Origin of the sequence: Methylorubrum salsuginis (assembly GCF_900114375.1) — a bacterium.
GTDB lineage: Bacteria > Pseudomonadota > Alphaproteobacteria > Rhizobiales > Beijerinckiaceae > Methylobacterium > Methylobacterium salsuginis.
Genome location: NZ_FOSV01000002.1, coordinates 489,676 through 512,348 on the forward strand (window position 1 = coordinate 489,676; position 22,673 = coordinate 512,348).

Below are 22,673 nucleotides of genomic sequence, written 5' to 3' on the forward strand. Positions count from 1 at the left end.
TAGTTCCCTTCAATTGACAGTGATCACGGCCCATGCGAGCAATCCGGCAACGGGCGAAGCGGCTCGCGAGGGTGAACGCGATGTGCGGGATTGTCGGACTTTTCCTGAAGAACCCGAAGTTGGAGCCGCAGCTCGGCGCGCTCTTGGCCGACATGCTCAAGACCATGACGGATCGCGGCCCCGACAGCGCGGGCTTCGCGGTCTACGGCTCGGACGGCGCGGGCGTGAAGCTGACCCTGCGCGGGCCCGATGCGAAGGCGTTGGAGGCCGCCGTGTCCGGGCTCGAAGGCGCGCTCGGCGGCTCCGTCTCGGCCACGGCGCGCGACACCCACAGCGTCATCGCCCTGGCCTCCGATCAGGAGGAGAAGGCCCGCGCGTGGCTCTCCGCCAACGCGCCGGGCATCGACGTGGTCAGCGCCGGCAAGCGGATGGAGATCTACAAGGAGACGGGGCTCCCTGAGAACGTCGCCCGGCGCTTCGACCTCTCCAAGATGACCGGCACGCACGGCATCGGCCACACCCGCATGGCGACCGAGAGCGCCGTGACGACGAACGGCGCCCACCCGTTCTCGACCGGCCTCGACGAATGCCTCGTTCACAACGGCTCGCTGTCGAACCACAACGACATGCGCCGCCGCCTCCAGCACGAGGGCATCACCTTCGCCACCAAGAACGACACCGAGGTCGCCGCCGGCTATCTCAGCTGGCGCATGCGCGAGGGCGCCTCCCTGAAGGACGCGCTCGAATCGAGCCTGACCGACCTCGACGGCTTCTTCACCTTCGTGGTCGGCACCGAATCGGGCTTCGCCGTCGTGCGCGATCCCATCGCCTGCAAGCCCGCCGTGATGGCCGAGACCGACGACTACGTCGCCTTCGGCTCCGAGTACCGGGCCCTGATCGGCCTGCCGGGCATCGACAAGGCCCGTGTCTTCGAGCCCGAGCCCGCGAAGGTCTATGCCTGGGAGCGCCACTGATGCCCGTCTACGATCTGAGAAGCGCAGGTCTGCGTGATCTGAACCGCCAGCTCCACGCGCTCCGGCCCGACACCAACGAGACCCACTGGACGGTGCAGAACCCCGACGGGGCGCACGCCATCGCGGCCGGGCTCGATGCGCCGGTCACCGTCGAGATCGAGGGGAATGTCGGCTATTACTGCGCCGGCATGAACAAGCTGGCCAACGTGGTGATCCACGGCAGTGCCGGCACCGGGGTCGCCGAGAACATGATGAGCGGCTTCGTCCACGTGAAGGGCGATGTCAGCCAGTCGGCCGGCGCCACCTCGCATGGCGGCATGCTCGTCGTCGACGGCAATGCGGGGGCCCGCTGCGGCATCTCGATGAAGGGCATCGACATCCTCGTGAAGGGGTCGATCGGCCACATGTCGGCCTTCATGGCCCAAGCCGGCACGCTCACCGTGCTGGGCGATGCGGGCGAGGCTTTGGGTGACTCGCTCTACGAGGCCCGCCTCTACGTCCGCGGCTCGGTGAAGAGCCTGGGCGCCGACTGCATTGAGAAGGAGATGCGCGACGAGCACCGCGAGCAGCTCTACGCCAAGCTGAAGGCCGCGGGGCTGGCGGGCGAAGTCGATCCCGGCGAGTTCCGCCGCTACGGCTCGGCCCGCACCCTCTACCACTTCCACGTCGACAACGCCGGAGCCTACTGATGGCCGAGAACGCTAAGGCCCCCCGCACGGCGCCGCGCTATTCGGCGACCTTCACCCCCGAGGTGATGTCCGAGATCCGCCGCGCGGCGGCGACCGGCATCTACGACATCCGCGGCGCCGGCGCGAAGCGCAAGCTCCCCCACTTCGACGACCTGCTCTTCCTCGGCGCATCGATCAGCCGCTACCCGCTCGAAGGGTATCGCGAGCGGTGCAGCACCGAGGTGATCCTCGGCTCGCGCTTCGCCAAGAAGCCGATCCATCTCAAGACGCCGATTACGATTGCCGGCATGAGCTTCGGCTCGCTCTCGGCCAACGCCAAGGAGGCGCTCGGCCGCGGCGCCACCATCGCCGGCACCTCGACCACGACGGGCGACGGCGGCATGACGCCGGAAGAGCGCGGCCACTCCAAGACGCTGGTCTACCAATACCTGCCGTCGCGCTACGGCATGAACCCGGACGACCTGCGCCGGGCCGACGCCATCGAGGTCGTGATCGGCCAGGGCGCCAAGCCCGGCGGCGGCGGCATGCTGCTGGGCCAAAAAATCACCGAGCGCGTCGCCGGTATGCGCTGCCTGCCCGCGGGCGTCGATCAACGCTCCGCCTGCCGTCACCCGGACTGGACCGGGCCGGACGATCTCGAGATCAAGATCGGCGAGCTGCGCGAAGTCACCGAGTGGGAGAAGCCGATCTACGTGAAGGTCGGTGCGAGCCGCCCCTATTACGACACCGCGCTCGCGGCGAAAGCCGGCGCCGACGTGGTCGTCCTCGACGGCATGCAGGGCGGCACCGCCGCGACGCAGGACGTGTTCATCGAGCATGTCGGCCTTCCCACGCTCGCCGCGATCCGCCCCGCCGTCCAGGCCCTGCGCGATCTCGGCCTGCACCGGAAGGTCCAGCTCATCGTGTCGGGCGGCATCCGCTCCGGCGCGGATGTGGCCAAGGTGCTGGCCCTCGGGGCGGATGCGGTCGCCATCGGCACCGGTGCGCTGATCGCGTTGGGCGACAACGATCCGCGCTGGGAGGACGAGTATCAGGCGCTCGGCACCACGGCCGGTGCCTACGACGATTGGCACGAGGGCAAGGATCCGGCGGGCATCACCACGCAGGATCCGGAGCTGATGAAGCGGCTCGATCCGGAACTCGCGGGACGGCGGCTGGCCAACTACCTCGCCGTGATGACGCTCGAGGCCCAGACCATCGCCCGCGCCTGCGGCAAGAGCCACCTGCACAACCTCGAACCCGAGGATCTGGTGGCGCTGACCATCGAGGCCGCCGCCATGGCCCAGGTGCCGCTCGCCGGCACGAGCTGGGTGCCCGGTCAGACCGGCCTCTAGACGACGACCAAGGCCGCTCTCGCCAGGAAAGAGCGGCCTTTTTCTTGGATGTGGGGCCTAGAGCGTGGCTCGGCCCACCGACGGGAGAACAGCACCATGCCGCTCGATCTCGAACACGCCGCCAAGGAACGCGGCATCAAGTACTTCCTCGTTTCCTACACCGACCTGTTCGGCACCCAGCGCGCCAAGCTGGTCCCGGCCGCCGCCATCAAGAACACCTGCAAGAACGGCGCGGGCTTTGCCGGTTTCGCCACCTGGCTCGACATGAGCCCTGCCGATGCCGACCTCCTGGCCGTGCCCGATCCCGACGGCCTGATCCAACTGCCCTGGAAGCCCGAGGTGGGCTGGCTGCCCGCCGACCTCGTGATGGACGGCAAGCCCGTCGAGCAGGGGCCGCGCAACATCCTCAAGCGCCTGATCAAGGACGCCGCCCGCGACGGCCTCCAGATGAAGACCGGCGTCGAGTGCGAGTTCTTCCTGATCACGCCCTGTGGCTCCGAGCCCGCCGACATGGCCGACAAGCAGATCAAGCCCTGCTACGATCAATCGGCCCTGATGCGCCGCTACGACGTCATCACCGAGATCTGCGACGCGATGCTGTCGCTCGGCTGGAAGCCGTACCAGAACGACCACGAGGACGCGAACGGCCAGTTCGAGATGAACTGGGACTACGACGACGCCCTCGTCACCGCCGACCGGCACGCCTTCTTCAAGTACATGACCCGCTCGATCGCCGAGAAGCACGGCCTGCGCGCGACCTTCATGCCCAAGCCCTTCATGGACCTGACGGGCTCCGGCTGCCACGCCCACGTCTCGGTCTGGCGCGACGGCCATAACGTGTTCAGCGACAAGTCCGACGAGGTCGGCATGTCGCAGAACGGCTACCACTTCATCGGCGGGCTGATCCATTCGGCCGACGCGCTCGCCGCGATCACCAACCCCTGCGTCAACTCCTACAAGCGCATCAACGCGCCGCGCACGACCTCGGGCGCGACCTGGGCGCCCAACACCGTCACCTACACGGGCAACAACCGCACCCACATGATCCGCATCCCGGACGGCGGGCGCCTGGAATTCCGTCTCGCGGACGGCGCGGCCAACCCCTACCTGCTCCAGGCCGCGATCCTGGCCGCGGGCATGGACGGCATCCGCAACCGTCGCGATCCGGGAAAGCGCCTCGACATCAACATGTACACCGACGGCCACACGGTGGAGGGCGTGAAGCGCCTGCCGCTCAACATGCTCGACGCCATGCGGGCGCTGGAGCGCTGCGATGTGCTGAACGAGGCCTTCGGCTCCTTCGTGCCGAGCTACCTCAAGCTCAAGACCGAGGAGTGGAACAGCTATTGCCGCCACCTCACCCAGTGGGAGCGGGATACGACGCTGGATTGCTGAGTCCGGCCACCGCGCGCCGGTCGGCTTCGGGCGCGGTCGGTCTCCGTTCAGTCTCGGCCTGCCATCCCTCGCGAACGGCAGAGGACCGCAAGGGGCTGAAGAGGATGATGGGCTTCCACGCACGATCGGATCTTCATCACGGGCGAACCGCGATCGCTGCCCTCGTCTTACTCGGGGGCGTCGCCCTCGCTCCTCAGCGGGCGAGCGCTGGGGGGACGGGGCAGGGCTGTCACGTCCTGCCGACCGTGACGGCCGAAATCAACGCGATGGGGACTTACAAGAGTGGGACCGAAGAGCGCGATCCGGACGCGAAGGCGTTCAACCGCCAGTCCCTTGCGGGCCTCGATGCCTTCACCAAGACGATCGGGAGCCTCGGTGATGCCGCCATGAGCGGGGATGCCGCGGTTGCCCGCTGCTTCGGCCCGGCGATGACGGCATGGGTCGCGACCGATCCGCTGACGGCGCCCACCTCCGATCAGGCGCGCTTCTCTCAGCAATGGTCCCTGGCCTCGACCGCTCTCGCGATCATCAAGGCCCAGGCCGGCGGCGCGCGGATCCCGCCGGAGGTCCAGAGTTGGCTGCGGACGGTCAGCGATCAGGTGCGTGCCTATCACGATGCCCGGTCGATCAAGAACAACCATGCCGCCTGGGCTGCCCTCGCCGTCGGGGCGGCGGCCTACATTCTGCACGATGACGATGCGTGGCGCTGGGCCATGGGACGGGAGGCCATGGTGACCGACCGAATTCGGGACGACGGGGTCATGCCCCTGGAACTCGCGCGCGGACCCAGGGCGTCGAACTACCATGTCTTCACCGCGATCCCGCTCCTCGGCTTAAACCTGCTGCGGCGCTGCCGCGGCGGTCTCGACGCACGACAGAGCGACCGTATGCAGCGGCTCGAAGGATTGCTGGATACGCTCGAGGCCAACCAGCAGCTCCTTGCGGAGCAGGCATCGAGCCGACAATTGCCGCTCAGTGCGGTGGATGTTGTCAAGGCCCTGGAGGGCAAGGGCGCGCCGAACGTGTCGATGGACATGCTGGGCGGCAGAATCGACAATCTGCGCGCGCTGCCCACGCGCTGCCGGTAAAGGATCGCTCCGGAAGGCGGTTTCCGTCTTTTTCGAAAGAGAGCACGCCCTGGACTGGTGTATGGGGCGCGGCCCTGAGCGAAAGCGGCCGTGCCTCGTCCCATGACGAGGCACGGCCGACAATCGGCGTGCGACTCGGGAGAAACCCTAGAACGGGATGTCGTCGTCCAGATCGTAGTTCGGCTTACCGCCGCCACCGCCACCGCCGGAAGGACGACGGTCGCCGCCGCCCGAGGAGCGGCCCGAGCCGTAATCGTCGCGTCCGCCGCGGTCGCCACCCCGGTCGCCGCCGCGGCTGATCTGGCCGCCGCCGCCCTGGTCGTCGTCGCCCGCGAAGTCACCGCCTCCGCCACCGCCGCGCCCGTCGAGGATCGTCATCTCGCCGCGGAAGCGCTGGAGCACGACTTCGGTCGTGTACTTCTCCACGCCCGACTGGTCGGTCCATTTGCGGGTCTGGAGCTGGCCCTCGATATAGACCTTCGAACCCTTGCGCAGGTACTGTTCCGCCACGCGGGCGAGGTTGTCGTTGTAGATCACGACCGAGTGCCACTCGGTCTTCTCCTTGCGCTCGCCCGACATCTTGTCCTTCCAGGACTCCGACGTCGCGATGCGCAGGTTCACCACGGGGTCGCCCGAGGACAGGCGCCGGGTCTCGGGATCGCGCCCGAGATTGCCGACGAGGATCACCTTGTTGACGCTGCCCGCCATCCCACTCTCTCCATCCGATCCGATCTCACAGGGCTCATCCTTGCCCGCGATGGCGCGAACCTTGGCGGTCCCGTCATCCCGGAGCAAGTCGTCCGTGCCGCTTGTGCCCGCTTCCCACCGCCGGGCCGCGCCACGTCGTTATGTTCTACTTTTGTTCGATGGCCCCGGCAAGGGTCCGCCTCACGACACCTTCACCACCAGCTTGCCGAAATTGGCGCCCTTCAGCATGCCGATGAAGGCGCCCGGAGCGTTCTCCAGACCCTCGACCACGTCCTCGCGCGCCTTGACCCGCCCGGCCTTCAGCCAGCCGCCGACATCGCGCAGGAATGCCTCGTGCAAATCCGCAAAATCCCAGACGATGAAGCCGCGCAGCGTCAGGCGCTTGGTCAGCACATTGCGCATCAGCAGGCCCGAGCGGTCGGGCCCCGGCGGCAACTCGCTCATGTTGTAGCCCGAGACGAGGCCGCAGACCGGCACGCGGGCGAAATCGTTGAGAAGTGGCAGCACCGCGTCGAACACCGCCCCGCCGACATTCTCGAAATAGACGTCGATGCCGTCGGGGCAGGCGCGGGCCAGGGCCTCGGAAAAGTCCGGGGCGCGGTGATCGACCGCCGCGTCGAAGCCGAGCGTCTCGGTCAGGTAGGCGCATTTCTCGGGCCCGCCCGCGATGCCGACGGCCCGCGCGCCTTTGATCCGGGCGATCTGGCCGACCATCGAGCCGACCGGGCCGGCGGCGGCGGCGACCACGACGGTCTCGCCGGATTGCGGGCGGCCGATCTCGAGAAGGCCGGCATAGGCCGTCATCCCCGGCATGCCGAGCGCCCCAAGGAAGGCGCTCGGCGGGCCGTCCGCCGGATCGAGCTTGTGCAGACCGCGTCCATCGGAGACGAGGTAGTCCTGCCAGCCCGCCGGGCTCAGCACGAGATCGCCGACCGCGAAGGCCGGATTGTGCGAGGCCTCGACGGCGCTGACCGTCTGCCCGACCATCACCTCGCCGATCTCGACCGGCTTGGCGTAGGATTTGGCCGCGCTCATGCGCCCGCGCATGTAGGGATCGAGCGACAGGAAGCGGGTGCGCAGCAGAACCTCGCCGTCCCGCAGCGCGTTCACGCGGTTCTCTTCCAGGCGGAAATGCTCCGGCTTCGGCTCGCCATGCGGGCGCGCGGCCAGGACGATCCGGCGGTTGACGACGGTCATGGGCGTCTCCGGGGTCAGAATGGAACTGGGCAGATGGGTCGGGCGTCGGTCCCGGCAATCGGATGGAAGTTGTACGATGCGGGCGAAGGCTGTGATCGTCGCGCTGGCGATGCTGACGAGGGGAGACGCGGCGATGGCGGAGGGCCATCCGCTGGAGCCGTATGTCGGGACGGCGCGGGTTCTGGTTCTGGCGGCGCCGGACGGACGTGACGCCCGGCTCGTGGCCCAGCGACAGGCCCTGGCCTCGGCCCGCGCGGGCTCGGCCGAGCGCGACCTCGTCACCGTCGAGGCAGTGGGGAAGGCCGCGGAGGCGGTCGCGATCCGCAGGAAACTCGGGCTGCCCGCCGATGCCTTCCGGGCGGTGCTCGTCGGCAAGGATGGTGGAGTCAAGCTCACCGTGTCTGAGCCGATCCCGCCCCAGCGGCTCTTCTCCACCATCGACGCCATGCCGATGCGCCGCAACGAGATGCGGCGTTGAAACGAGAAGGGGCCGCTGTGCCAGCGGCCCCTCTCCGATCGTTTTTTTGATTTCGGCGCTCAGTAGCAGCGCTCGACCCAGACCCGACGCGGCCCCCAGGGAGTCCAGCGGGTGCGCGGGACGGTGTAGCAGCCGCCGCCGTAATAGGGGTCGTAGCCGACGGTGGAGTAGCCGTAGGGGCTCCCGTAATATCCGCCGTATCCGCCGCCGTAATAGCCGGCACCGAGGACGGCGCCGGTCGCGAGGCCGAGGCCCAGCCCTAGGCCGAGACCGCCATAGCCGCGGCGATAGCCGTAACCACGGTAGCCGTAGCCGCCATAGCCGAAGCGGGCCCCGCGGTAGCCGCCGCCATAGCCGCCGTAGCCGAAGCGCGCCGCCCGGTAACCGCCGAAGCCACCGCCGAAGCGGTGCCCACCGAAGCCGCCGAAGCCGCCGCCGAAGCGGGGGCCGCCGAAGCCGCGACCGAAGCCGCCGCCGTGGAAGCCGCCGCCATGGAAACCGCCGCCATGGAAACCGCCGAAGCCGCGGGCGTCGGCGGTCGCCGGGATCATCGCCAGCGCGCCGGCCATGGCGGCCGATGCCAGAACAATCCGTTTCATCGAACCATCTCCAACAGAGGGAAGGGTAACTCCCCCGTGCGCTCAGAACGTGCGGCGCACGCGAAGGGTTCATGCGACCGGCGGTCTCAATCGCGTGAGGTGGGATGAAAACCGCGCCTGGCTCGTGCAGCCGGCGTCGCCGGGGCGCGCTCCGACGCATGTCGGCGGTCGGGCCGGGCCCGGCGTCCGAGGTCGATACCGGCAAGCCGGGCAGGCCGGGCCATCGCGCGAAGGGCGGCTCACCCGGCTTGAATGCCGCCATGCTTTCGGGCGAGGAGGGGCCGGCCCGGACGAGCCTCGCCCCGGATCATCCGTCCGCGAGGCCCGCCGATCGACAGGGACCGTGGAACCCGTGACGCGCCTCGCCCTCCTCGCCGCCTGCCTCCTCCTGTCCGCCCCGCTCGTCGCCTCGGCCGAGCCGGCCCCGGCTGCCAGCAAGGGGCCGTGCCGGGCGGTACAGTCGGAGGGGCAGCCCTTCACGGTCTGTACCGTCGATCTGCGGCGCGAGCGGGTGCGGCTGTTCTGGCTCGGGCCGGACGGGCTACCCTATTCCTCCCTCGGCAGCCTCGCCGACCGCCAGGGCACCCGCCTCAGCTTCGCGATGAATGCCGGCATGTACGACAAGGGGCAGGCGCCGGTCGGGCTCTATGTCGAGGAGGGGCGCGAGCTGAAGGGCGTTTCGACCGCCAACGGCCCGGGCAACTTCCATCTCAAGCCCAACGGCATCTTCTACGTGAAGGGCGACCGGGCCGGCGTGATGGACACCGCCCGCTACCTGAAGGCCAAGCCCCACCCCGATTTCGCGACGCAATCCGGCCCGATGCTGGTGATCGAGGGCAAGATCCACCCCAAGATCTCCGAGGACGGACCCAGTCAGAAAATCCGCAACGGCGTCGGCGTGCGCGACGACGGCCGCACGGCGATCTTCGCCATCTCCGAACAGCCGGTGACGTTCGGGGCCTTCGCCCGGCTGTTCAAGAACGAACTCGGCTGCCGCAACGCGCTGTTCCTCGACGGCAGCGTGTCGAGCCTCTACGCCCCCGGCCTTGGCCGCTCCGACCTCAGCCGCCCGCTCGGGCCGCTGGTCGGGGCGGTGGCGAAGTAGGGGGTGGCCCCTCGCCCTGCGGCTGAGGAAGGAAGAGAGTCGGCCGGAGCCGTGATCGCCGGGACGCCGGTCACTCCTTCGGTGGGTCGGCCAAGCCGGTGAGAACGCCTCGCTCCAGAAGCGTTTCGACCGCAACGTAATAGACGGATTGGGGACCGCGCCGGTTGCTCTCGGCGACGATGTCAGACGGGATGCCCCGGCGGAGCAGGTAGGCGTCCGCCTGATCCTCGTTGAGATAAAGATCCAGATCGAAGCCGAGCACGATGAACCGCTCGGCCTCGGCCCGCACATTCGAACTGGCGTGGAAGCCGAGGAAATTGCCCTCGGAGGCGAGGCGGTTCGTGCCGCCCATGAGCACGAGGATGCAGGCGCTGTCGCAATCCATGCCGGCGACGACAGTCGCGCCGGGACGCGCCTCGATGGCTCGGGCCACCTGCAACGCTTCATCGACGAGACCGCCGGTGCTGTCGATCTCGATCCAGACCGGGTCGGCGACCTTGTCGAGCGCCGCCTGGACCGCCTGGGCGAATCCGTAGCCGATACCGCCGCTCACCACGATCCGGTTCGTGTCCGGGACGACCTCGACGGTGTAGCGCGCCCGTGCGGTCTCGATCAGCGATTGCGGTGTGGTCGTCACGTCGATGAGCGAGCCGTACGCCATGATTCCCCCGACGATGCCGGCGCAGGTCGCGGCCATCCGTAGGCCTGCCGCGAGCCGCCGTCGCCGCAGGCGGGCCGCCGAGCGCCGCGCGACCCGCACGAGGGCGACGCTGACGAGCGTCAGGGCCAGCGCGGGACCGATCCAGAGGAAGCGCAGGCCCCAGAGCGAGGGCGGATTCTTCGGGTCGAACAGATCGCCCGTTCCGATGAAGACGACGCTGCCGACCACCGCTGCATAGGCGAGGGCCGCGGCGGCGAGAGCGAGGACCGGCGGAGGCAGGGACGGGGCGCCGTCGAGGAGCGGCGTCCGATCGAGGGGCGTCCACTGGCCGCTGACCGGCGACCAGACCGGGTCGGAGCATAGGATTCGGCCGCGCTCGATCAGGGCGCAGATCTCGTCGACATCGTAGGGGCCCTTCGGCTGCCCGTCGGGGCCGATCCGCCACCAGGGGCCGTCCGTCGTCACCACGGCAGAAAGGCCAACGTGCCGGTCAGGGTGAGGAGGAGAAGGATCAGGAGCCACGCCGTCATTCCCCACGTCACCGGCCGGTGGTGGACCGTCAGCCCGTTCGCTGCGTCCCACGGCGTGCGGCCCTCTCGCTTCAGCTGCCGATAGGCGGCCGCATTGGCCGCAAGGCCGAGGAGCAGCAGGCCGAAGGCTTGCCCGCGTGCGGCGACCGACCATTCCCGCCGCAGCATCGTCCGGAAGTTCGGCCGGCGCCCGTCCTGCCGCAGGCGGATGCCGAACAAGGCCTTGCCGGGCGTCGATCCGCATCGGGCCACGGCGAGGGCGCAGAGCGGGATCGCCATGACGGTCTCCACGATCGCGGAGACGGCGAGGCCGAGCTTCGTGTCGAGGAAGCGCAGGGCCGCTCCACCCTCGTCGGGCCGGAAGAGGGCGAAGGTTCCGATCAGGAGGGTCAGCAGCAGGTTGCCGATCAGCCCCGAATCGACCATGCGGGCGGCGAAGCGTCGCCACGGATGCGGCGCGGTATCGCGCCAATCGAGCCGGGCCGGGAGGCTGGTGGGCGCGGGCGGAGCCAGGAACAGCAGGGGATGGGCGTCGCCGGCCCGGACCGCCTCCGGCCCGTCGAGCCGGGTTTCGGGCGTGATCTCGCCGTGGCGTACCGCACGAGCGACGGAGGCGCGGGCCAGAGAGCGGACGTCTCGTTCGTCCGTTTTAAGCTCGACCGTGCCCGTCACGGCGTGACCGAACCGGTCCTCGATGCGGCTGCGACTCTGGCGCGATCCATGGGCTTGCGATTCGCCTTGCGGTGATGATCGGGCAAGGTATCGAAACGTAGCCGTACGGCAAGACACGCGCATCGATCTGGCGTGGATCGCCCACGCCCGACCGATGCGCGGATGCCGGGCTTACTCCGAAACCGGCGCCGCGCCCGGCTCGGCGACGGCGGCGAGTTCGGCGACCGAACCGGCCTGGGCCTCCACCACCGCGGCGGCGGTGACGTTGACGATGCCGCGGGCCGTCACCGACGGCGTCAGGATGTGGGCGGGCTTGGCCGGGCCGATCAGCAGCGGGCCGACCGGGAGGGCGTCGGCCAGCACCTTGGCGAACTGGAAGGCGATGTTGGCGGCATCCAGGTTCGGGAAGACGAGGATGTTGGCCGCGCCCTTGAAGCTCGATCCCGGCAGCACCCGGTCGCGGATCAGCTCGGACAGGGCCGAATCCGCCTGCATCTCGCCGTCGACCTGAAGCTGCGGCGCGCGGGCGCGGATGCGTTCGAGGGCGCCGCGCATCTTGCGGGCGCTCGCCGAATCCGACTGGCCGAAATCCGAGTGGCTGAGCAGCGCGATCTTCGGCGTCAGGCCGAAGCGCGAGACGTGGTTGGCGCAGGCCAAGGCCACGTCGGCGATCTCCTCGGCGGACGGGTCGGGGCGCACATGGGTGTCGGCGAGGAAGAACGCGCCCTTCTTCGTCACGATCAGGCTCATGGCCGCGAAGTCGAGCACGTCGGGGCTCTGGCCGATGATGTCGCGGATCACCCGCAGGCGCGTCTCGAACCGGCCCTCCAGGCCGCAGATCAGCGCATCCGCTTCGCCGCGACGGACGGCGAGCGCGCCGATCACCGTGTTGTTGGTGCGCACCAGGGTGCGGGCGAGATCGGGTGTGATGCCGCGCCGTCCCGCCACCTCGAGATAGGTCGAGACGTAGGCGCGGTAGCGGGGATCGTCCTCGGGATCGATCAGGTCGAAGTCGTCGTTCGCGCGGATCGCGAGGCCGAAGCGCTTGATGCGGGTCTCGATCACCCGCGGGCGACCGATCAGGATCGGCCGGGCGACCTTGTCCTCGACCAAGGCCTGGGCGGCGCGCAGCACCCGCTCGTCCTCGCCCTCGGCGTAGACGACGCGCTTGGGGTTCTCCTTCGCCTTGGAGAAGATCGGCTTCATGATGAAGCCAGAGCGGTGGACGAACCGGTCGAGCGAATCCGCGTAGGCCTGGATGTTCTCGACCGGGCGCCCGGCCACGCCCGAATCCATCGCCGCCTGGGCCACGGCCGGGGCGATGCGCAGGATCAGCCGCGGATCGAACGGGCTCGGGATCAGCGAGTGGGGCCCGAAGGGACGCGCCTCGCCGCCATAGGCGCGGGCCACCACGTCGGAGGGCGTCTCGCGGGCCAGAGCGGCGATCGCCTTCACCGCGGCCTTCTTCATCTCCTCGTTGATCGCGTGCGCGCCGACATCGAGGGCGCCGCGGAAGATGTAGGGGAAGCAGAGGACGTTGTTGACCTGGTTCGGGAAGTCCGAGCGCCCGGTGCAGATCATCGCGTCGGGGCGCTTCTCCTGCGCCAGATCCGGCATGATCTCCGGGTAGGGGTTGGCCAACGCCATGATGAGCGGCTTGTCGGCCATCTTCTCCAGATATTCGGGCTTCAGCACGCCGCCGGCCGAGAGGCCGATGAACACGTCGGCGCCGCCGATCACCTCGGCGAGCGTCCGCGCCTCGGTCTCCTGCGCGTAGACGTCCTTCCAGCGGTCCATCAGCTCGGCGCGGCCCTTGTAGACCACGCCCTTGATGTCGGTGACCGTGATGTTTTCGCGCGTCGCCCCGAGCGACACGAGGAGGTTCAGACAGGCGAGTGCCGCGGCGCCCGCGCCCGAGGTGACGATCTTGGCATCCGACAGCTGCTTGCCGGCAAGCTCCAGCGCGTTGAGGACGGCGGCCGCGACGATGATGGCGGTGCCGTGCTGGTCGTCGTGGAAGACCGGGATGTTCATCCGCTCGCGGCAGCGCTCCTCGACCTCGAAGCACTCCGGCGCCTTGATGTCCTCGAGGTTGATGCCCCCGAAAGTCGGCTCCAGCGAGCAGACGACGTCGACGAGCTTGTCCACGTCCTTCTCGTTCACCTCGACGTCGAACACGTCGATGCCGGCGAACTTCTTGAACAGGACCGCCTTGCCCTCCATCACCGGCTTCGAGGCCAGCGGGCCGATGTCGCCCAGGCCCAGCACCGCGGTGCCGTTGGTGAGCACGGCGACGAGATTCTGGCGGATCGTGAGGGTGGCGGCCTCCTGCGGATCCTCGTGGATCGCCATGCAGGCGGCGGCCACGCCGGGCGAATAGGCCAGCGCGAGGTCGCGCTGGTTGCCGAGCGGCTTGGTCGCCTGGATCTCCAGTTTTCCGGGTTTGGGCAGGCGGTGGTAGACGAGCGCCCCGGACTTCAGATCCTCGGACATGTTGTCGGCCATGACGCCGTCCTCTCCCGCTCGTGCCGCGCCGCTCGCTCTTTCGCTTCCGCGGAGGGCGCATCGTTGAGGCATCTGTTGCAACGGCTGAGGCGGGGGCGCAACCCGCACAACGAGACCCGGCTGCATCTCGCGGGCTTGGCGCGGCGCTGGAATTTCTCAATCGGCGCATACTCTTACGGTCGCCCGAAGGTGCGCTTCCCCGAATCCGGCCGGCGGCTGACGATCGGCCGCTATTGTTCCATCGCCGACAAGGTCGAAATCCTGCTCGGCGGCAATCACCGGCTCGACTGGGTCTCGACCTATCCCTTCGCGGCGATGCCGGGGTTGTGGCCGGGCGCCGACGCATCGCAGGATTATCAAGCCTCCCGCGGCGATGTCGTGATCGGGCACGATGTCTGGCTCGGCTCGGGCTGCCTGATCCTGTCGGGCGTCACGGTCGGCCACGGCGCCGTGGTGGCGGCCCATGCCGTCGTCACCCGCGACGTGCCGCCCTACGCGGTGGTCGCCGGCAACCCGGTCAAAATCGTGCGGCGGCGCTTCGACGAGGCGACGGTGGCCGCGCTGGTCGAGACGGCGTGGTGGGAGTTTCCGCACGCGACGGTGACGCGGTGGGTGCCGCTTCTCCAAAGCGGGCGGGTGGAGGAGCTGATCGCGGCGGTGCGGGCGGAGCGGGCCGTTGCGACGCCGCCGCGATTGCCGTAACCGGCCCGCATCCCTTCACAAACGAAGCCGCCGCCGATGTCCGACCAGCTTCCCGACCGCCTCTCGGTCAACCCGAACAGCCCGTTCTACGACGAGGCGGTGCTCGCCCGCGGCGTCGGCGTCCGCTTCAAGGGCGTCGAAAAGAACAATGTCGAGGAATACTGCGTCAGCGAGGGCTGGGTGCGGCTCTCGGCCGGCAAGACCCTCGACCGGGCCGGCAATCCGATGACGGTGAAGCTGAAGGGCCCGGTCGAGCCGTATTTTCGCGAGGCTCCCGAGGCCTGAGCGGCCTCCGCATGGGACACGAAAAAGGCCGGCGTCCCGAGACGCCGGCCTTTTCTTTCGGACCTGCAAGACCCCGAAGAAGTCAGTTCCGGGCGGCCATCATGTCGTGGGACAGGACGGTGAGCTTGCCGATGAGGCTCGCCACGTCGCCGTGGGCGCAGGACCATTGCGTGCCGATGGCGCCGCCGTCGTGGGAGACCGAGACCACCGCGACCGAGCGCAGCTTGCCCTCGCGGGCGAGCTTGAGCTGGTCCTGCAGCACCTCGATGATCGAGGCGACGTTCTCGTCGGCGACCGCCTCGGTGGCGGCGGCCGGGAAGGCGACCACGTTGGCGTCGGTGAGGGCGCGTTCGATCTTGGACATTCAGGCGACTCGACGAGGCTTGAGGGCGGAGCGGCCGAGGGGGCCGGCATGGAGGTGGTCCACGAGGCGGGCGAGACGGTCGGGCAGGGCGCCGTCGCGCTCGACCGAAAGGCGCTTGCCGATGGCGTAGGCGACCCCCCGGGTGACCCGGGCGACCGAGAGGTCGGCCTCGCGGGTCGGGGAGGGAAATCTGTCCGGCTTGTCGGGATCGACCATCGCTTCCTCGCTGACGGACATGGCGTGGAGCGAATTTGCGCGTCGCAACGCGTCATGAAAATGGCAAGCGACCGGTCTGGCTTGCGCATTTCCCTGGCTGTGGCGCGGGAGTGACACCTTTGGGGACCTCCCGCGCCCCGCCTCAGCGCGGATCGCGCCAGCCCGAGGCGGCGGGGGCGGCGACAGGGGCTGCGACCGGCGCGGTGCTGCCGGTGCGGATCGGCTCGACCGAGGCGGGGGGCTCGGCCATCGCCGACCGGCGCGGGGCCGGGGCGCGCAGGCGGGCCTGACGATGGCGCGCGGCGCGGACCCGGCGGGCGGAGCGGGGGCGGGCCCCGCTGTTCGAGCCGATGACGCCGCCGGCCACCGCGCCGACCACGGCGCCGATCGGCCCGGCCACCAGCGCGCCCGCGACGGCGCCTGCGCCGACGCCCACCGCGGTGCGGCTCTCGGCCCGCGCGGGCGCGGAGACCGACAGGCCGGCGATCACGGCGAGGCCGAGACAGGTCATTCGCATCAGGTTCGTCCCCTCGATGAAGTATGGGGACGCCTGTGACGGTCGATCTTGACGAAAGGGTGACCCCAGGTCTCCCGCGGCAACTTCAGGAAGCCTGAAGAGTCGCGCTTGTTCTTGGCTATACCGGCGCTTGCGCGGCTTTCAGCGGTCGGCGCAGGGCGAGCACCGGCGGCACGGTGGCGAGTGCGGTCGCCGCCGCCATCAGGAGCCCCGCGGTTTCGCCCGCGCGGTCGGCGAAGGCACCGTAGGCGATGGGGGCGAGCCCGCCTGCGCCGATCACCGCGGTGTAGAACAGGGCGAACGCCCGGCCGGTGTCGCCGTGCGGCGCGAGGTCCGGCACCGTCCCGTAGAGCACCGAGGAGGTGCCGTTGAGCGCGATCCCGAGGAGCGGCAGCAGCATCAGCGTCGGCCCGAGCGGCAGCGGCAGCAGGGCGGCGGCGAGGAGGGCGGTGACGAGTTCGGTCGCGATCACGCAGCGCACCACGCCGACCCGCTCGCCGAGCCAGCCGCATACCGCCTTGCCGAAGGCGCCGCCCGCGAAGACGAGCGCCAGCGCGAGGCCGGTGGCGGCACCGGTGCCGCCCTTGGCTTCCAGCAAGAACGGCAGGAACAGCAGCGTGCCCATCCGGGTCGCGGTGTCGAGCGCGCCGACCGCCATCAGCAGCGTAAAATTCTTTCGGGATTGGCCCGTGTCGCGGCCCGCAGCGCGTGACGGCGCTGGGGGCAGGGGGCGGCGCGGCAGCACGGCGACGAGGGCGACCGCCGCCGCGAGCCCGGCGAGGGCCATCAGCCCGGCGACCGGCCGCCAAGCCAGAACCCCGAGCATGAGGGCGACCGCGACCGGAAACGTCGCCTTCCCGATGTCACCCGCGAAATTGTAGAGGCCGAGCGGCCCCCGCGCGGCGCGCCCGTAGGCGTCCGAGACCAGCAGCGAGGCCCGCGGATGCTGGATGCTCGATCCGATCCCGGCCAGCACGAGGCCGGCGCAGAGCCCGAACAGCCCGCCGCTCAGGCCCATCACGACGAAGCCCATTGCGGCGACCACCGTCGAGAGACCGAGCGCCGCGCGGATCGAGAGGCGTCCGGCCAGCCGGTCGGCGGGGATCTGCAGCCCGCCCATGGTGCCATAATAGAGGCTGCGGAGCGCCGCCACCCCGGCATAGGACAGCCCGAACTCCGCCTGCCAGACCGGCAGCAGCACGTAGAGCAGATCGGTGTAGCCGTCGTGCAAGGCGTGGGCGAGGCAGGCTCCGCCGAGGCTGCGCCGCTGGGTGGCGGTGCGGTCGTCGCAGGGGGGGGCGGTGAGCGGCAGGGCTCGGCTCACGGGGCTTCTCCGACACGATTGGCGCGACCGGAAGCGGATCGATCCGGTCGGTTTCGCTTCTAGACCCGTGAGCTTTCCGCGATCAGCCCCCTCCATCTCACGCATACCGTGCTAAAACCTCACGCATGCGCCGCCTGCCGCCGCTCAATGCCCTGCGCGTGTTCGAGGTCGCCGTGCGGGCCGGGAGCTACGCCGCGGCCGCGGCCGAACTCGGCCTGACCCACGGCGCGGTCAGCCGTCAGGTGGCCGCGCTGGAGGCGTGGCTCGGGCAGCCGCTGTTCGCCCGCGTCGGGCGGCGGATGGTGGCCACGCAAGCCGCGCGGGTATTCGCCGCCGAGATCAGCCTCGCCTTCGACCGGCTGACGGAAGCCGCCCAAGCCTGCGGTCGGCCCGCGGCGGCGCGGGTCCTGCGGGTCAGCGCGCCGACGACCTTCGCCATGCGCTGGCTGATCCCGCGGCTCGATGTTTTTCGGAATGCGCGGCCCGACACCGAGGTGACGGTCACCACCACGACCACGCTGCAAGAGGAGTTGCGCGGCGGCTTCGATCTCGCGATCCGGCGCGGCCCCGAGCCGTGGCCGCAGCATCACGCCGTGCCGTTCCTGCCCGAATTCGACACTCTGGTGGCGAGTCCGGCGCTCCTGGCGCGGCGCCCGCTCCAAAATCCCGGCGATCTCGACGGTCACATCCTGCTCGGCACCCAGACCCGGCCGGACGATTGGGGCGCGTGGCTCGCCTCGGCGAACGCGCACCGACCCGCGGGCGCCCGCCCGCGGGTCTTCGACCACTTCTTCGTGACGCTTCAGGCGGTGGAGGATGGGGCCGGGCTCGGGATCGGGCCGTTCCCCGTGCTCGACCATGCGGTGGGCGAGGGCCGGCTCGCCGCCCCTTTTCCCGAAATCGTGGTCGAGCGGCCGGGCTACTTCGTGCTGACGCCGTTCGACGCCGACAAATCGCCTGCGCTCTCCGCCTTCGTCGACTGGCTCGTGGCGGAGGGAAAAACCTCGCTCACAATTCGCCGGTGAGGAACTGCGCCCGGCCGTGGCCGAACGACCAATCCTCGTCGGTGTTCTCCACCGTCGAGACCATCACGTCGGCGGGCGCGATCCCGCAGGCGGCCTGGAGCTTTTCGGTGAGCAGCCGATAGAACAGCTCCTTCTTCTCGCGACCGCGCGGGCGGGTGATCATCTGCACCACGACCACGTCCTTGGTGCGGGGGATGTCGAGGCCGGTATCCTCCACGATCATCCGGGTCGGCTTGTGTTCGGTGACGATCTGGTAGCGGTCGCCGGGGGGCACGTTGAACGCCTCCAGCATCGCCTCGTGCGCCGCGTCGAGCAGGGCCTTCAGCTCGGCGTCGCTGCGGCCTTCCAAGAGGTCGAAGCGCATGAGGGGCATGGGGAGACTCCGGCAGGTGAGATCAACGTGCGGCCTCTGGCGGTCGCCGGCCGCGCCGGTAAGGTAGAGCCGCGTCCTGCCGCTTCCAACCGAACCGGTTCTCTCGTATTCCGCATGCAAAATGGTGCGGCGCGGCAAGGGCGCCGGCCTGACGGAGGAGACCTCAGATGTCGGATTTGCGGTTGCGCCGCAGCGTGCTTTACATGCCGGGCTCGAATGCGCGAGCTTTGGAGAAGGCCAAGACCCTTCCGGCCGATTCGCTGATCCTCGATCTCGAGGACGCGGTGTCGATGGAAGAAAAGGAGCTGGCCCGCGAGCAGGTCTGCGCCGCGGTGAAGGGTGGCGGCTACGGCCATCGCGAACTCGTGATCCGCGTGAACGCCCCGCAAACCCCCTGGGGCGAGGGCGATCTGCGGGCTGCGATCGAGGCGAAGCCCGACGCGATCCTGATGCCGAAGGTGTCGTCGCCCGCCGTGCTGGAGAGCATCGCCGACCATCTGGAGGCCTTGGACGCCCCCGATTCCATCGCCGTCTGGGCGATGATCGAGACCCCGGCCGCGATCCTCAACATCCACGAGATCGCCAAGGCCCGGCGCGACCGGCGCACCCGGCTGACCTGCTTCGTGCTCGGCACCAACGATCTGGCCAAGGACACCTGGGCGCAGCTCGTGCCCGGCCGCGTGCCGATGCTGCCCTGGATCATGCTGACGCTGGCCGCAGCGCGCGCCGAGGGCCTGACCATCCTCGACGGCGTGTGGAACGACATCTCCGACGTGGACGGCTGCCGCGTGGAGTGCCGCCAGGCGCGCGACCTCGGCTTCGACGGAAAGACGCTGATCCATCCGAACCAGTTGGAGCCCGCCAACACTTCCTTTGCCCCGACCGAGGAGGAGGTGCGCCGCGCCCGCCTCGTCATCGACGCCTTCAACCTGCCGGAAAACGCCAAGCGCGCGGCGATCAAGGTCGAAGGCCGCATGTACGAGCGCCAGCATATCGGCATGGCGCGCCGCTCGGTGGTGTGGTCGGAGACCATCGCGGCCCGCGACGCCGGCGCGAAGGCCTGAAGGCACGAAAAGGCCGCGCCCCTTGCGGGACGCGGCCTGCTTCACGCCGGAGCGTGAGCCGTCTTACCAGCCGTAGCCGTAACCGTAGGACGGGGCGTAGTAGCTGCGGCGGTAGTAGGTCCGCGGCGCGTAGTAGCCGTCGTCGTAGTAGCCGACCGAGCGGTAGCCGTAGGCCGGACGGGCATAGCCGTAGCTGTAGGCCGGGGCGTAGCCGTAGCCGCTACCGTAACCGCCGTAATAGCCACCGCCGTAGCCGTAGCTGTTGGAGGCGGCGGCGCCGACCAGGGCGCCCGCGGCGAGGCCGCCGATCACGCCGGCGGCGATCGCGCCGCCACCACCGCCGCGCCAGCGCGCCTCGGCGCCGGTCGAGGTGAGGGCGCCGACGCCCAGCACGGCGGCGGCGGAGAGGACTGCGAGCTTCTTCATCTGGAAGACTTTCTCCGTGAGGGAGGATCATCGATCCGATGGCACCCCAACGGCGGTGCAGCGGAAACGGTTCACTCCCGTGTTGATGAAGTTGATGCTACGTCCTGCCGCATGAATGACCGTTCAACCGGTCGTTCAGCCAATCGTCAGGATTTCGCACAGAGTTCCGACCTACCGAAACGTGCGCCTGCGCACGGGATTAACCTTGGCTGTACGAGCGAGCCTCAGCGCCGTCCGCCGACCTCGTCGAGATGGTCGAGCAGCATGGCCGGGTCGTCGTAGACCCGCACCGCGCCGGAGCGCTCCAGTTCCTCCGTGCCGTATCCGCCCGACAGCAGGCCGACCCCGAGGCCGCGGCAACGCCGTGCCGCCAGCATGTCCCAGATCGAGTCGCCGACGATCACCGAATGCTCGATCGGCGCGTTCAGGCGCTCGGCGGCGGCGAGGAACAGGTCGGGATCGGGCTTGGCGTATTTCACGTCATCGCGGGTCACCACCGGCACGCGTTCGGGATCGACGCCGAGCGCGACGAGGTTGTGCCCCGCCGTCTCCATCCGCCCGCTGGTCGCGATCGCCCAGGGGATGCGGTTGTCGGTGAGCGTCGCCAGCAATTCCTTGGCGCCGGGCAGCGGCACCACGCCCTTCGAAAGCCGGCCATAGGCCTCGGCATGCAGGCGGCGCAGCCGGTCGATGCGGGCCGGGTCCATGTCGAGGCCGGTCTCGCGCAGGAGCTGGTTCGTGAACAGCCCGCCGCTCATCCCGATCTTGCGGTGGATGCGCCAGACCGAGAGTCCGATGCCCTCTTCGTCCAGCGCCTCCTTCCACGCCAGCACGTGCTGGTAGACACTGTCGACGAGCGTGCCGTCGAGGTCGAACAGGAAGACGGTCTCGATGCGCATGGCAGCCTCCGGAAGTCTCATGGGACAACGGGCGGCAGACCGGGGCGATGCATCGGGGCGGCATTGACCTGGGGGGAAGGCCGGGCTTTGGCTCCCCTTCAGGCCCGCCATGCTCTTCACCCACCTCGCCGACGACCTCTTCCGCCCGCTCGCCGCGCCGAGCCGCGTGTTCAACGCGGCCCTGCTGCTGCACCTGCACGCCACGGTGTTCGGCGACGCCGCCGAGCCCCTGCGCAAGGCCGACCTGATCGTCGCCATCGGGGAGTTCTCGGGTGGCTGGTCGCAAGCCGAGATCGCCGACGACGAGACCGCGCCGGCCGATCCCATCGAGCGCCGCTCCTACGTCTACCGCCGGCTGGTGGAAGCCGGATGGCTGGTGGAGCGGCGCGAGCGCTACGTGCCCGTGGTGGATTTCGACCCCGAGGCCCGCCTGCTGATCGAGGAGCTGGCCCGGATCGACCGGGGCGAGACCCGCTCCTACGGCGGCGCCGTGCTGGAGGTTCTGGGCGCGCTGGAAAGCGCCATCGCCAACCCGGCGGACCGCTCGGAGGCCCTGCGCAATGCGGCGAAGGCCGCCCGCACCTTCCTGGCCCATCTGCGGGGGCTCGCCGGGGGGCTTCGCAAGGTCGAAGAGCGCATCCTGCGGGAACAGAACGTCGGCGCGGCGCTCCGGCTCTACTTCGAGGAATTCGTCGAGCGCCACCTCGTCTCCGATTACCGGACGCTGCACACCCGCTTCAATCCGTTCCGCTTTCGCTCCGGCATCGTCCGCGAGGCGGGGCGGGCCTTGCGCGATCCGCTGACGCTGCGGGCGCTGGCGGAAGGCAACCTGCGCGAGGGTCGGGCCGGCGATCTCGCCGCCGCCGAGCGGATGGTGCGCACCGACCTCGTCGAGATCCTGGCGATCTTCGAGGGGCTCGATCCGCATCTCGATGCCGTCGCCTCGGTCGTCGCCCGGCTGGAGCGACGCATCGCGGCGACGCTCCGCTACCGCGAGCCGCGCGATTCCGCCCGGATCGAGCGGGCCGCCGCGGCCCTGCGCGCGGCCGGCGCGGCGCCCGAAGACACCTTTCCCGCCATGCCGGCCCCGGAGGTGTCGCTGCTGCGCCCCCCGATCGGCCCGCCGCAGCTCACCAACCCGCGGATGCCGCGCCGCGCCATCGAATCCGAGCCACTGCCCGAGATCGAGACCGATCCGGTGATCGAGGCCTTCGTCATCGCCAAGGATGCCTTCCGCCGCCGCACCACCGTGACGCCGGAGCGGATCACCGCCTTCCTCGACGCGCATCTGAAGCCCGGCCGTCGTTTACGCGGCTCGGACATCGCCATCACCGACGTCGATGCCTTCGTGGTGTTCCAGCGCCTGCGTGAGATCGACGTGCTGTTCGACGGGGCCTTGCGCGCCCGCTACCGCCTCGCGCCGGGCGAGGGCCGGCTCGCCAACGGCTGGATCGACTGCCCGGATTTCTCCATCGAGCGCGTAGTCGAGCCCAAAAGTCATGAGCTTAAGACCCGCCGCGCCGCAACTGGCACCCGCTGACCC

Annotated in this window: 25 protein-coding genes; 12 read left to right on the top strand and 13 right to left on the bottom strand. The window is 69.6% G+C overall.

Annotated elements, in window-relative coordinates; all coding sequences use genetic code 11:
* Nucleotides 1–80 precede the first annotated feature (80 nt).
* From BM140_RS05000 to BM140_RS05020, 5 genes are all read left to right on the top strand, one after another.
* The gene (locus BM140_RS05000) at nt 81–974 is read left to right on the top strand and encodes a class II glutamine amidotransferase (RefSeq protein WP_091942579.1); all 894 of its coding nucleotides are present in this window, start codon (nt 81–83) and stop codon (nt 972–974) included.
* Nucleotides 974–1,663: a protein glxC gene (locus tag BM140_RS05005; RefSeq protein WP_091942581.1), complete on the top strand. Its 690-nt coding sequence runs from the start codon at nt 974–976 to the stop codon at nt 1,661–1,663. Before BM140_RS05000 ends, BM140_RS05005 begins: the two co-directional genes overlap by 1 nt.
* A complete protein-coding gene (locus tag BM140_RS05010; protein ID WP_091942583.1) occupies nt 1,663–2,997 on the top strand; it encodes an FMN-binding glutamate synthase family protein in 1,335 nt (444 codons plus the stop codon). The genes BM140_RS05005 and BM140_RS05010 overlap by 1 nt, the downstream gene beginning before the upstream one ends.
* A 96-nt stretch (nt 2,998–3,093) precedes the next feature.
* Complete coding sequence (glnT, locus tag BM140_RS05015) at nt 3,094–4,392, top strand: type III glutamate--ammonia ligase (protein ID WP_091942585.1); 1,299 nt, start codon at nt 3,094–3,096, stop codon at nt 4,390–4,392.
* Nucleotides 4,393–4,637: 245 nt separating this feature from the next.
* Complete coding sequence (locus BM140_RS05020) at nt 4,638–5,480, top strand: alginate lyase family protein (RefSeq protein WP_165616390.1); 843 nt, start codon at nt 4,638–4,640, stop codon at nt 5,478–5,480.
* 147 nt (nt 5,481–5,627) lie between these two features.
* On the opposite strand, the gene ssb is transcribed toward BM140_RS05020, so the two are convergent.
* Nucleotides 5,628–6,188, bottom strand: coding sequence for a single-stranded DNA-binding protein (gene ssb / locus BM140_RS05025; protein WP_091942589.1), 561 nt, complete (start codon nt 6,186–6,188; stop codon nt 5,628–5,630).
* A gap of 180 nt (nt 6,189–6,368) precedes the next feature.
* On the bottom strand, nt 6,369–7,385 hold the full coding sequence (locus BM140_RS05030; protein WP_091942591.1) for an NADP-dependent oxidoreductase: 1,017 nt from the start codon (nt 7,383–7,385) through the stop codon (nt 6,369–6,371).
* A gap of 76 nt (nt 7,386–7,461) precedes the next feature.
* Here BM140_RS05030 and BM140_RS05035 point away from each other — a divergent pair, with 76 nt between their 5' ends.
* Entirely contained in the window at nt 7,462–7,863 is a 402-nt protein-coding gene (locus BM140_RS05035) for a DUF4174 domain-containing protein (protein ID WP_091942593.1), read from the top strand.
* A gap of 59 nt (nt 7,864–7,922) precedes the next feature.
* Here the strand turns inward: BM140_RS05035 and BM140_RS05040 are convergent, their stop codons facing one another.
* Nucleotides 7,923–8,462 carry a hypothetical protein gene (locus BM140_RS05040; protein ID WP_091942595.1) on the bottom strand — a complete coding sequence of 180 codons (540 nt, stop codon included), beginning with the start codon at nt 8,460–8,462 and terminating at the stop codon, nt 7,923–7,925.
* Between the two features lie 352 nt (nt 8,463–8,814).
* Between BM140_RS05040 and BM140_RS05045 the strand changes: the two genes are divergently transcribed.
* A complete protein-coding gene (locus BM140_RS05045; RefSeq protein ID WP_091942752.1) occupies nt 8,815–9,567 on the top strand; it encodes a phosphodiester glycosidase family protein in 753 nt (250 codons plus the stop codon).
* Between the two features lie 70 nt (nt 9,568–9,637).
* On the opposite strand, the gene BM140_RS05050 is transcribed toward BM140_RS05045, so the two are convergent.
* The 3 genes from BM140_RS05050 to BM140_RS05060 form a co-directional block, all read right to left on the bottom strand.
* A complete protein-coding gene (locus BM140_RS05050) occupies nt 9,638–10,696 on the bottom strand; it encodes a GYF domain-containing protein (protein WP_091942597.1) in 1,059 nt (352 codons plus the stop codon).
* The gene (locus BM140_RS05055; RefSeq protein WP_114435977.1) at nt 10,690–11,430 is read right to left on the bottom strand and encodes an RDD family protein; all 741 of its coding nucleotides are present in this window, start codon (nt 11,428–11,430) and stop codon (nt 10,690–10,692) included. Before BM140_RS05055 ends, BM140_RS05050 begins: the two co-directional genes overlap by 7 nt.
* A 171-nt stretch (nt 11,431–11,601) precedes the next feature.
* Nucleotides 11,602–13,935: an NADP-dependent malic enzyme gene (locus tag BM140_RS05060; protein WP_091942601.1), complete on the bottom strand. Its 2,334-nt coding sequence runs from the start codon at nt 13,933–13,935 to the stop codon at nt 11,602–11,604.
* Nucleotides 13,936–14,010: 75 nt separating this feature from the next.
* On the opposite strand from BM140_RS05060, the gene BM140_RS05065 reads away from it, so the two are divergent.
* Nucleotides 14,011–14,637 (top strand): CatB-related O-acetyltransferase, encoded by a 627-nt coding sequence (locus tag BM140_RS05065; RefSeq protein ID WP_091942603.1) that lies wholly within the window; start codon nt 14,011–14,013, stop codon nt 14,635–14,637.
* Nucleotides 14,638–14,673: 36 nt separating this feature from the next.
* Nucleotides 14,674–14,922, top strand: coding sequence for a DUF3297 family protein (locus BM140_RS05070; protein ID WP_091942605.1), 249 nt, complete (start codon nt 14,674–14,676; stop codon nt 14,920–14,922).
* A gap of 82 nt (nt 14,923–15,004) precedes the next feature.
* Here BM140_RS05070 and BM140_RS05075 read toward each other — a convergent pair whose 3' ends face one another.
* The 4 genes from BM140_RS05075 to BM140_RS05090 all read right to left on the bottom strand — a co-directional run bounded on the left by BM140_RS05075 (nt 15,005) and on the right by BM140_RS05090 (nt 17,343).
* Nucleotides 15,005–15,286 (bottom strand): hypothetical protein, encoded by a 282-nt coding sequence (locus BM140_RS05075; protein ID WP_091942607.1) that lies wholly within the window; start codon nt 15,284–15,286, stop codon nt 15,005–15,007.
* The gene (locus tag BM140_RS05080; protein WP_091942609.1) at nt 15,287–15,523 is read right to left on the bottom strand and encodes a hypothetical protein; all 237 of its coding nucleotides are present in this window, start codon (nt 15,521–15,523) and stop codon (nt 15,287–15,289) included.
* Between the two features lie 121 nt (nt 15,524–15,644).
* Complete coding sequence (locus BM140_RS05085; RefSeq protein ID WP_091942611.1) at nt 15,645–16,019, bottom strand: hypothetical protein; 375 nt, start codon at nt 16,017–16,019, stop codon at nt 15,645–15,647.
* 118 nt (nt 16,020–16,137) lie between these two features.
* Nucleotides 16,138–17,343, bottom strand: a complete 1,206-nt coding sequence (locus BM140_RS05090; RefSeq protein WP_244535296.1) for an MFS transporter — start codon at nt 17,341–17,343, stop codon at nt 16,138–16,140.
* A 125-nt stretch (nt 17,344–17,468) separates the two neighbouring features.
* On the opposite strand from BM140_RS05090, the gene BM140_RS05095 reads away from it, so the two are divergent.
* On the top strand, nt 17,469–18,368 hold the full coding sequence (locus BM140_RS05095; RefSeq protein ID WP_091942615.1) for a LysR substrate-binding domain-containing protein: 900 nt from the start codon (nt 17,469–17,471) through the stop codon (nt 18,366–18,368).
* On the opposite strand, the gene BM140_RS05100 is transcribed toward BM140_RS05095, so the two are convergent.
* The gene (locus tag BM140_RS05100) at nt 18,352–18,741 is read right to left on the bottom strand and encodes a tautomerase family protein (protein WP_091942617.1); all 390 of its coding nucleotides are present in this window, start codon (nt 18,739–18,741) and stop codon (nt 18,352–18,354) included. The genes BM140_RS05095 and BM140_RS05100 overlap by 17 nt on opposite strands.
* A 167-nt stretch (nt 18,742–18,908) precedes the next feature.
* Here BM140_RS05100 and BM140_RS05105 point away from each other — a divergent pair, with 167 nt between their 5' ends.
* Nucleotides 18,909–19,805 carry an HpcH/HpaI aldolase/citrate lyase family protein gene (locus BM140_RS05105; protein WP_091942621.1) on the top strand — a complete coding sequence of 299 codons (897 nt, stop codon included), beginning with the start codon at nt 18,909–18,911 and terminating at the stop codon, nt 19,803–19,805.
* Between the two features lie 63 nt (nt 19,806–19,868).
* Here BM140_RS05105 and BM140_RS05110 read toward each other — a convergent pair whose 3' ends face one another.
* A complete protein-coding gene (locus BM140_RS05110; protein ID WP_091942623.1) occupies nt 19,869–20,231 on the bottom strand; it encodes a hypothetical protein in 363 nt (120 codons plus the stop codon).
* A 224-nt stretch (nt 20,232–20,455) separates the two neighbouring features.
* Nucleotides 20,456–21,130, bottom strand: coding sequence for an HAD family hydrolase (locus BM140_RS05115; RefSeq protein ID WP_091942625.1), 675 nt, complete (start codon nt 21,128–21,130; stop codon nt 20,456–20,458).
* Nucleotides 21,131–21,239: 109 nt separating this feature from the next.
* Between BM140_RS05115 and BM140_RS05120 the strand changes: the two genes are divergently transcribed.
* Nucleotides 21,240–22,670 carry a Wadjet anti-phage system protein JetA family protein gene (locus tag BM140_RS05120; RefSeq protein ID WP_091942627.1) on the top strand — a complete coding sequence of 477 codons (1,431 nt, stop codon included), beginning with the start codon at nt 21,240–21,242 and terminating at the stop codon, nt 22,668–22,670.
* The last annotated feature ends 3 nt before the right edge of the window (nt 22,671–22,673 follow it).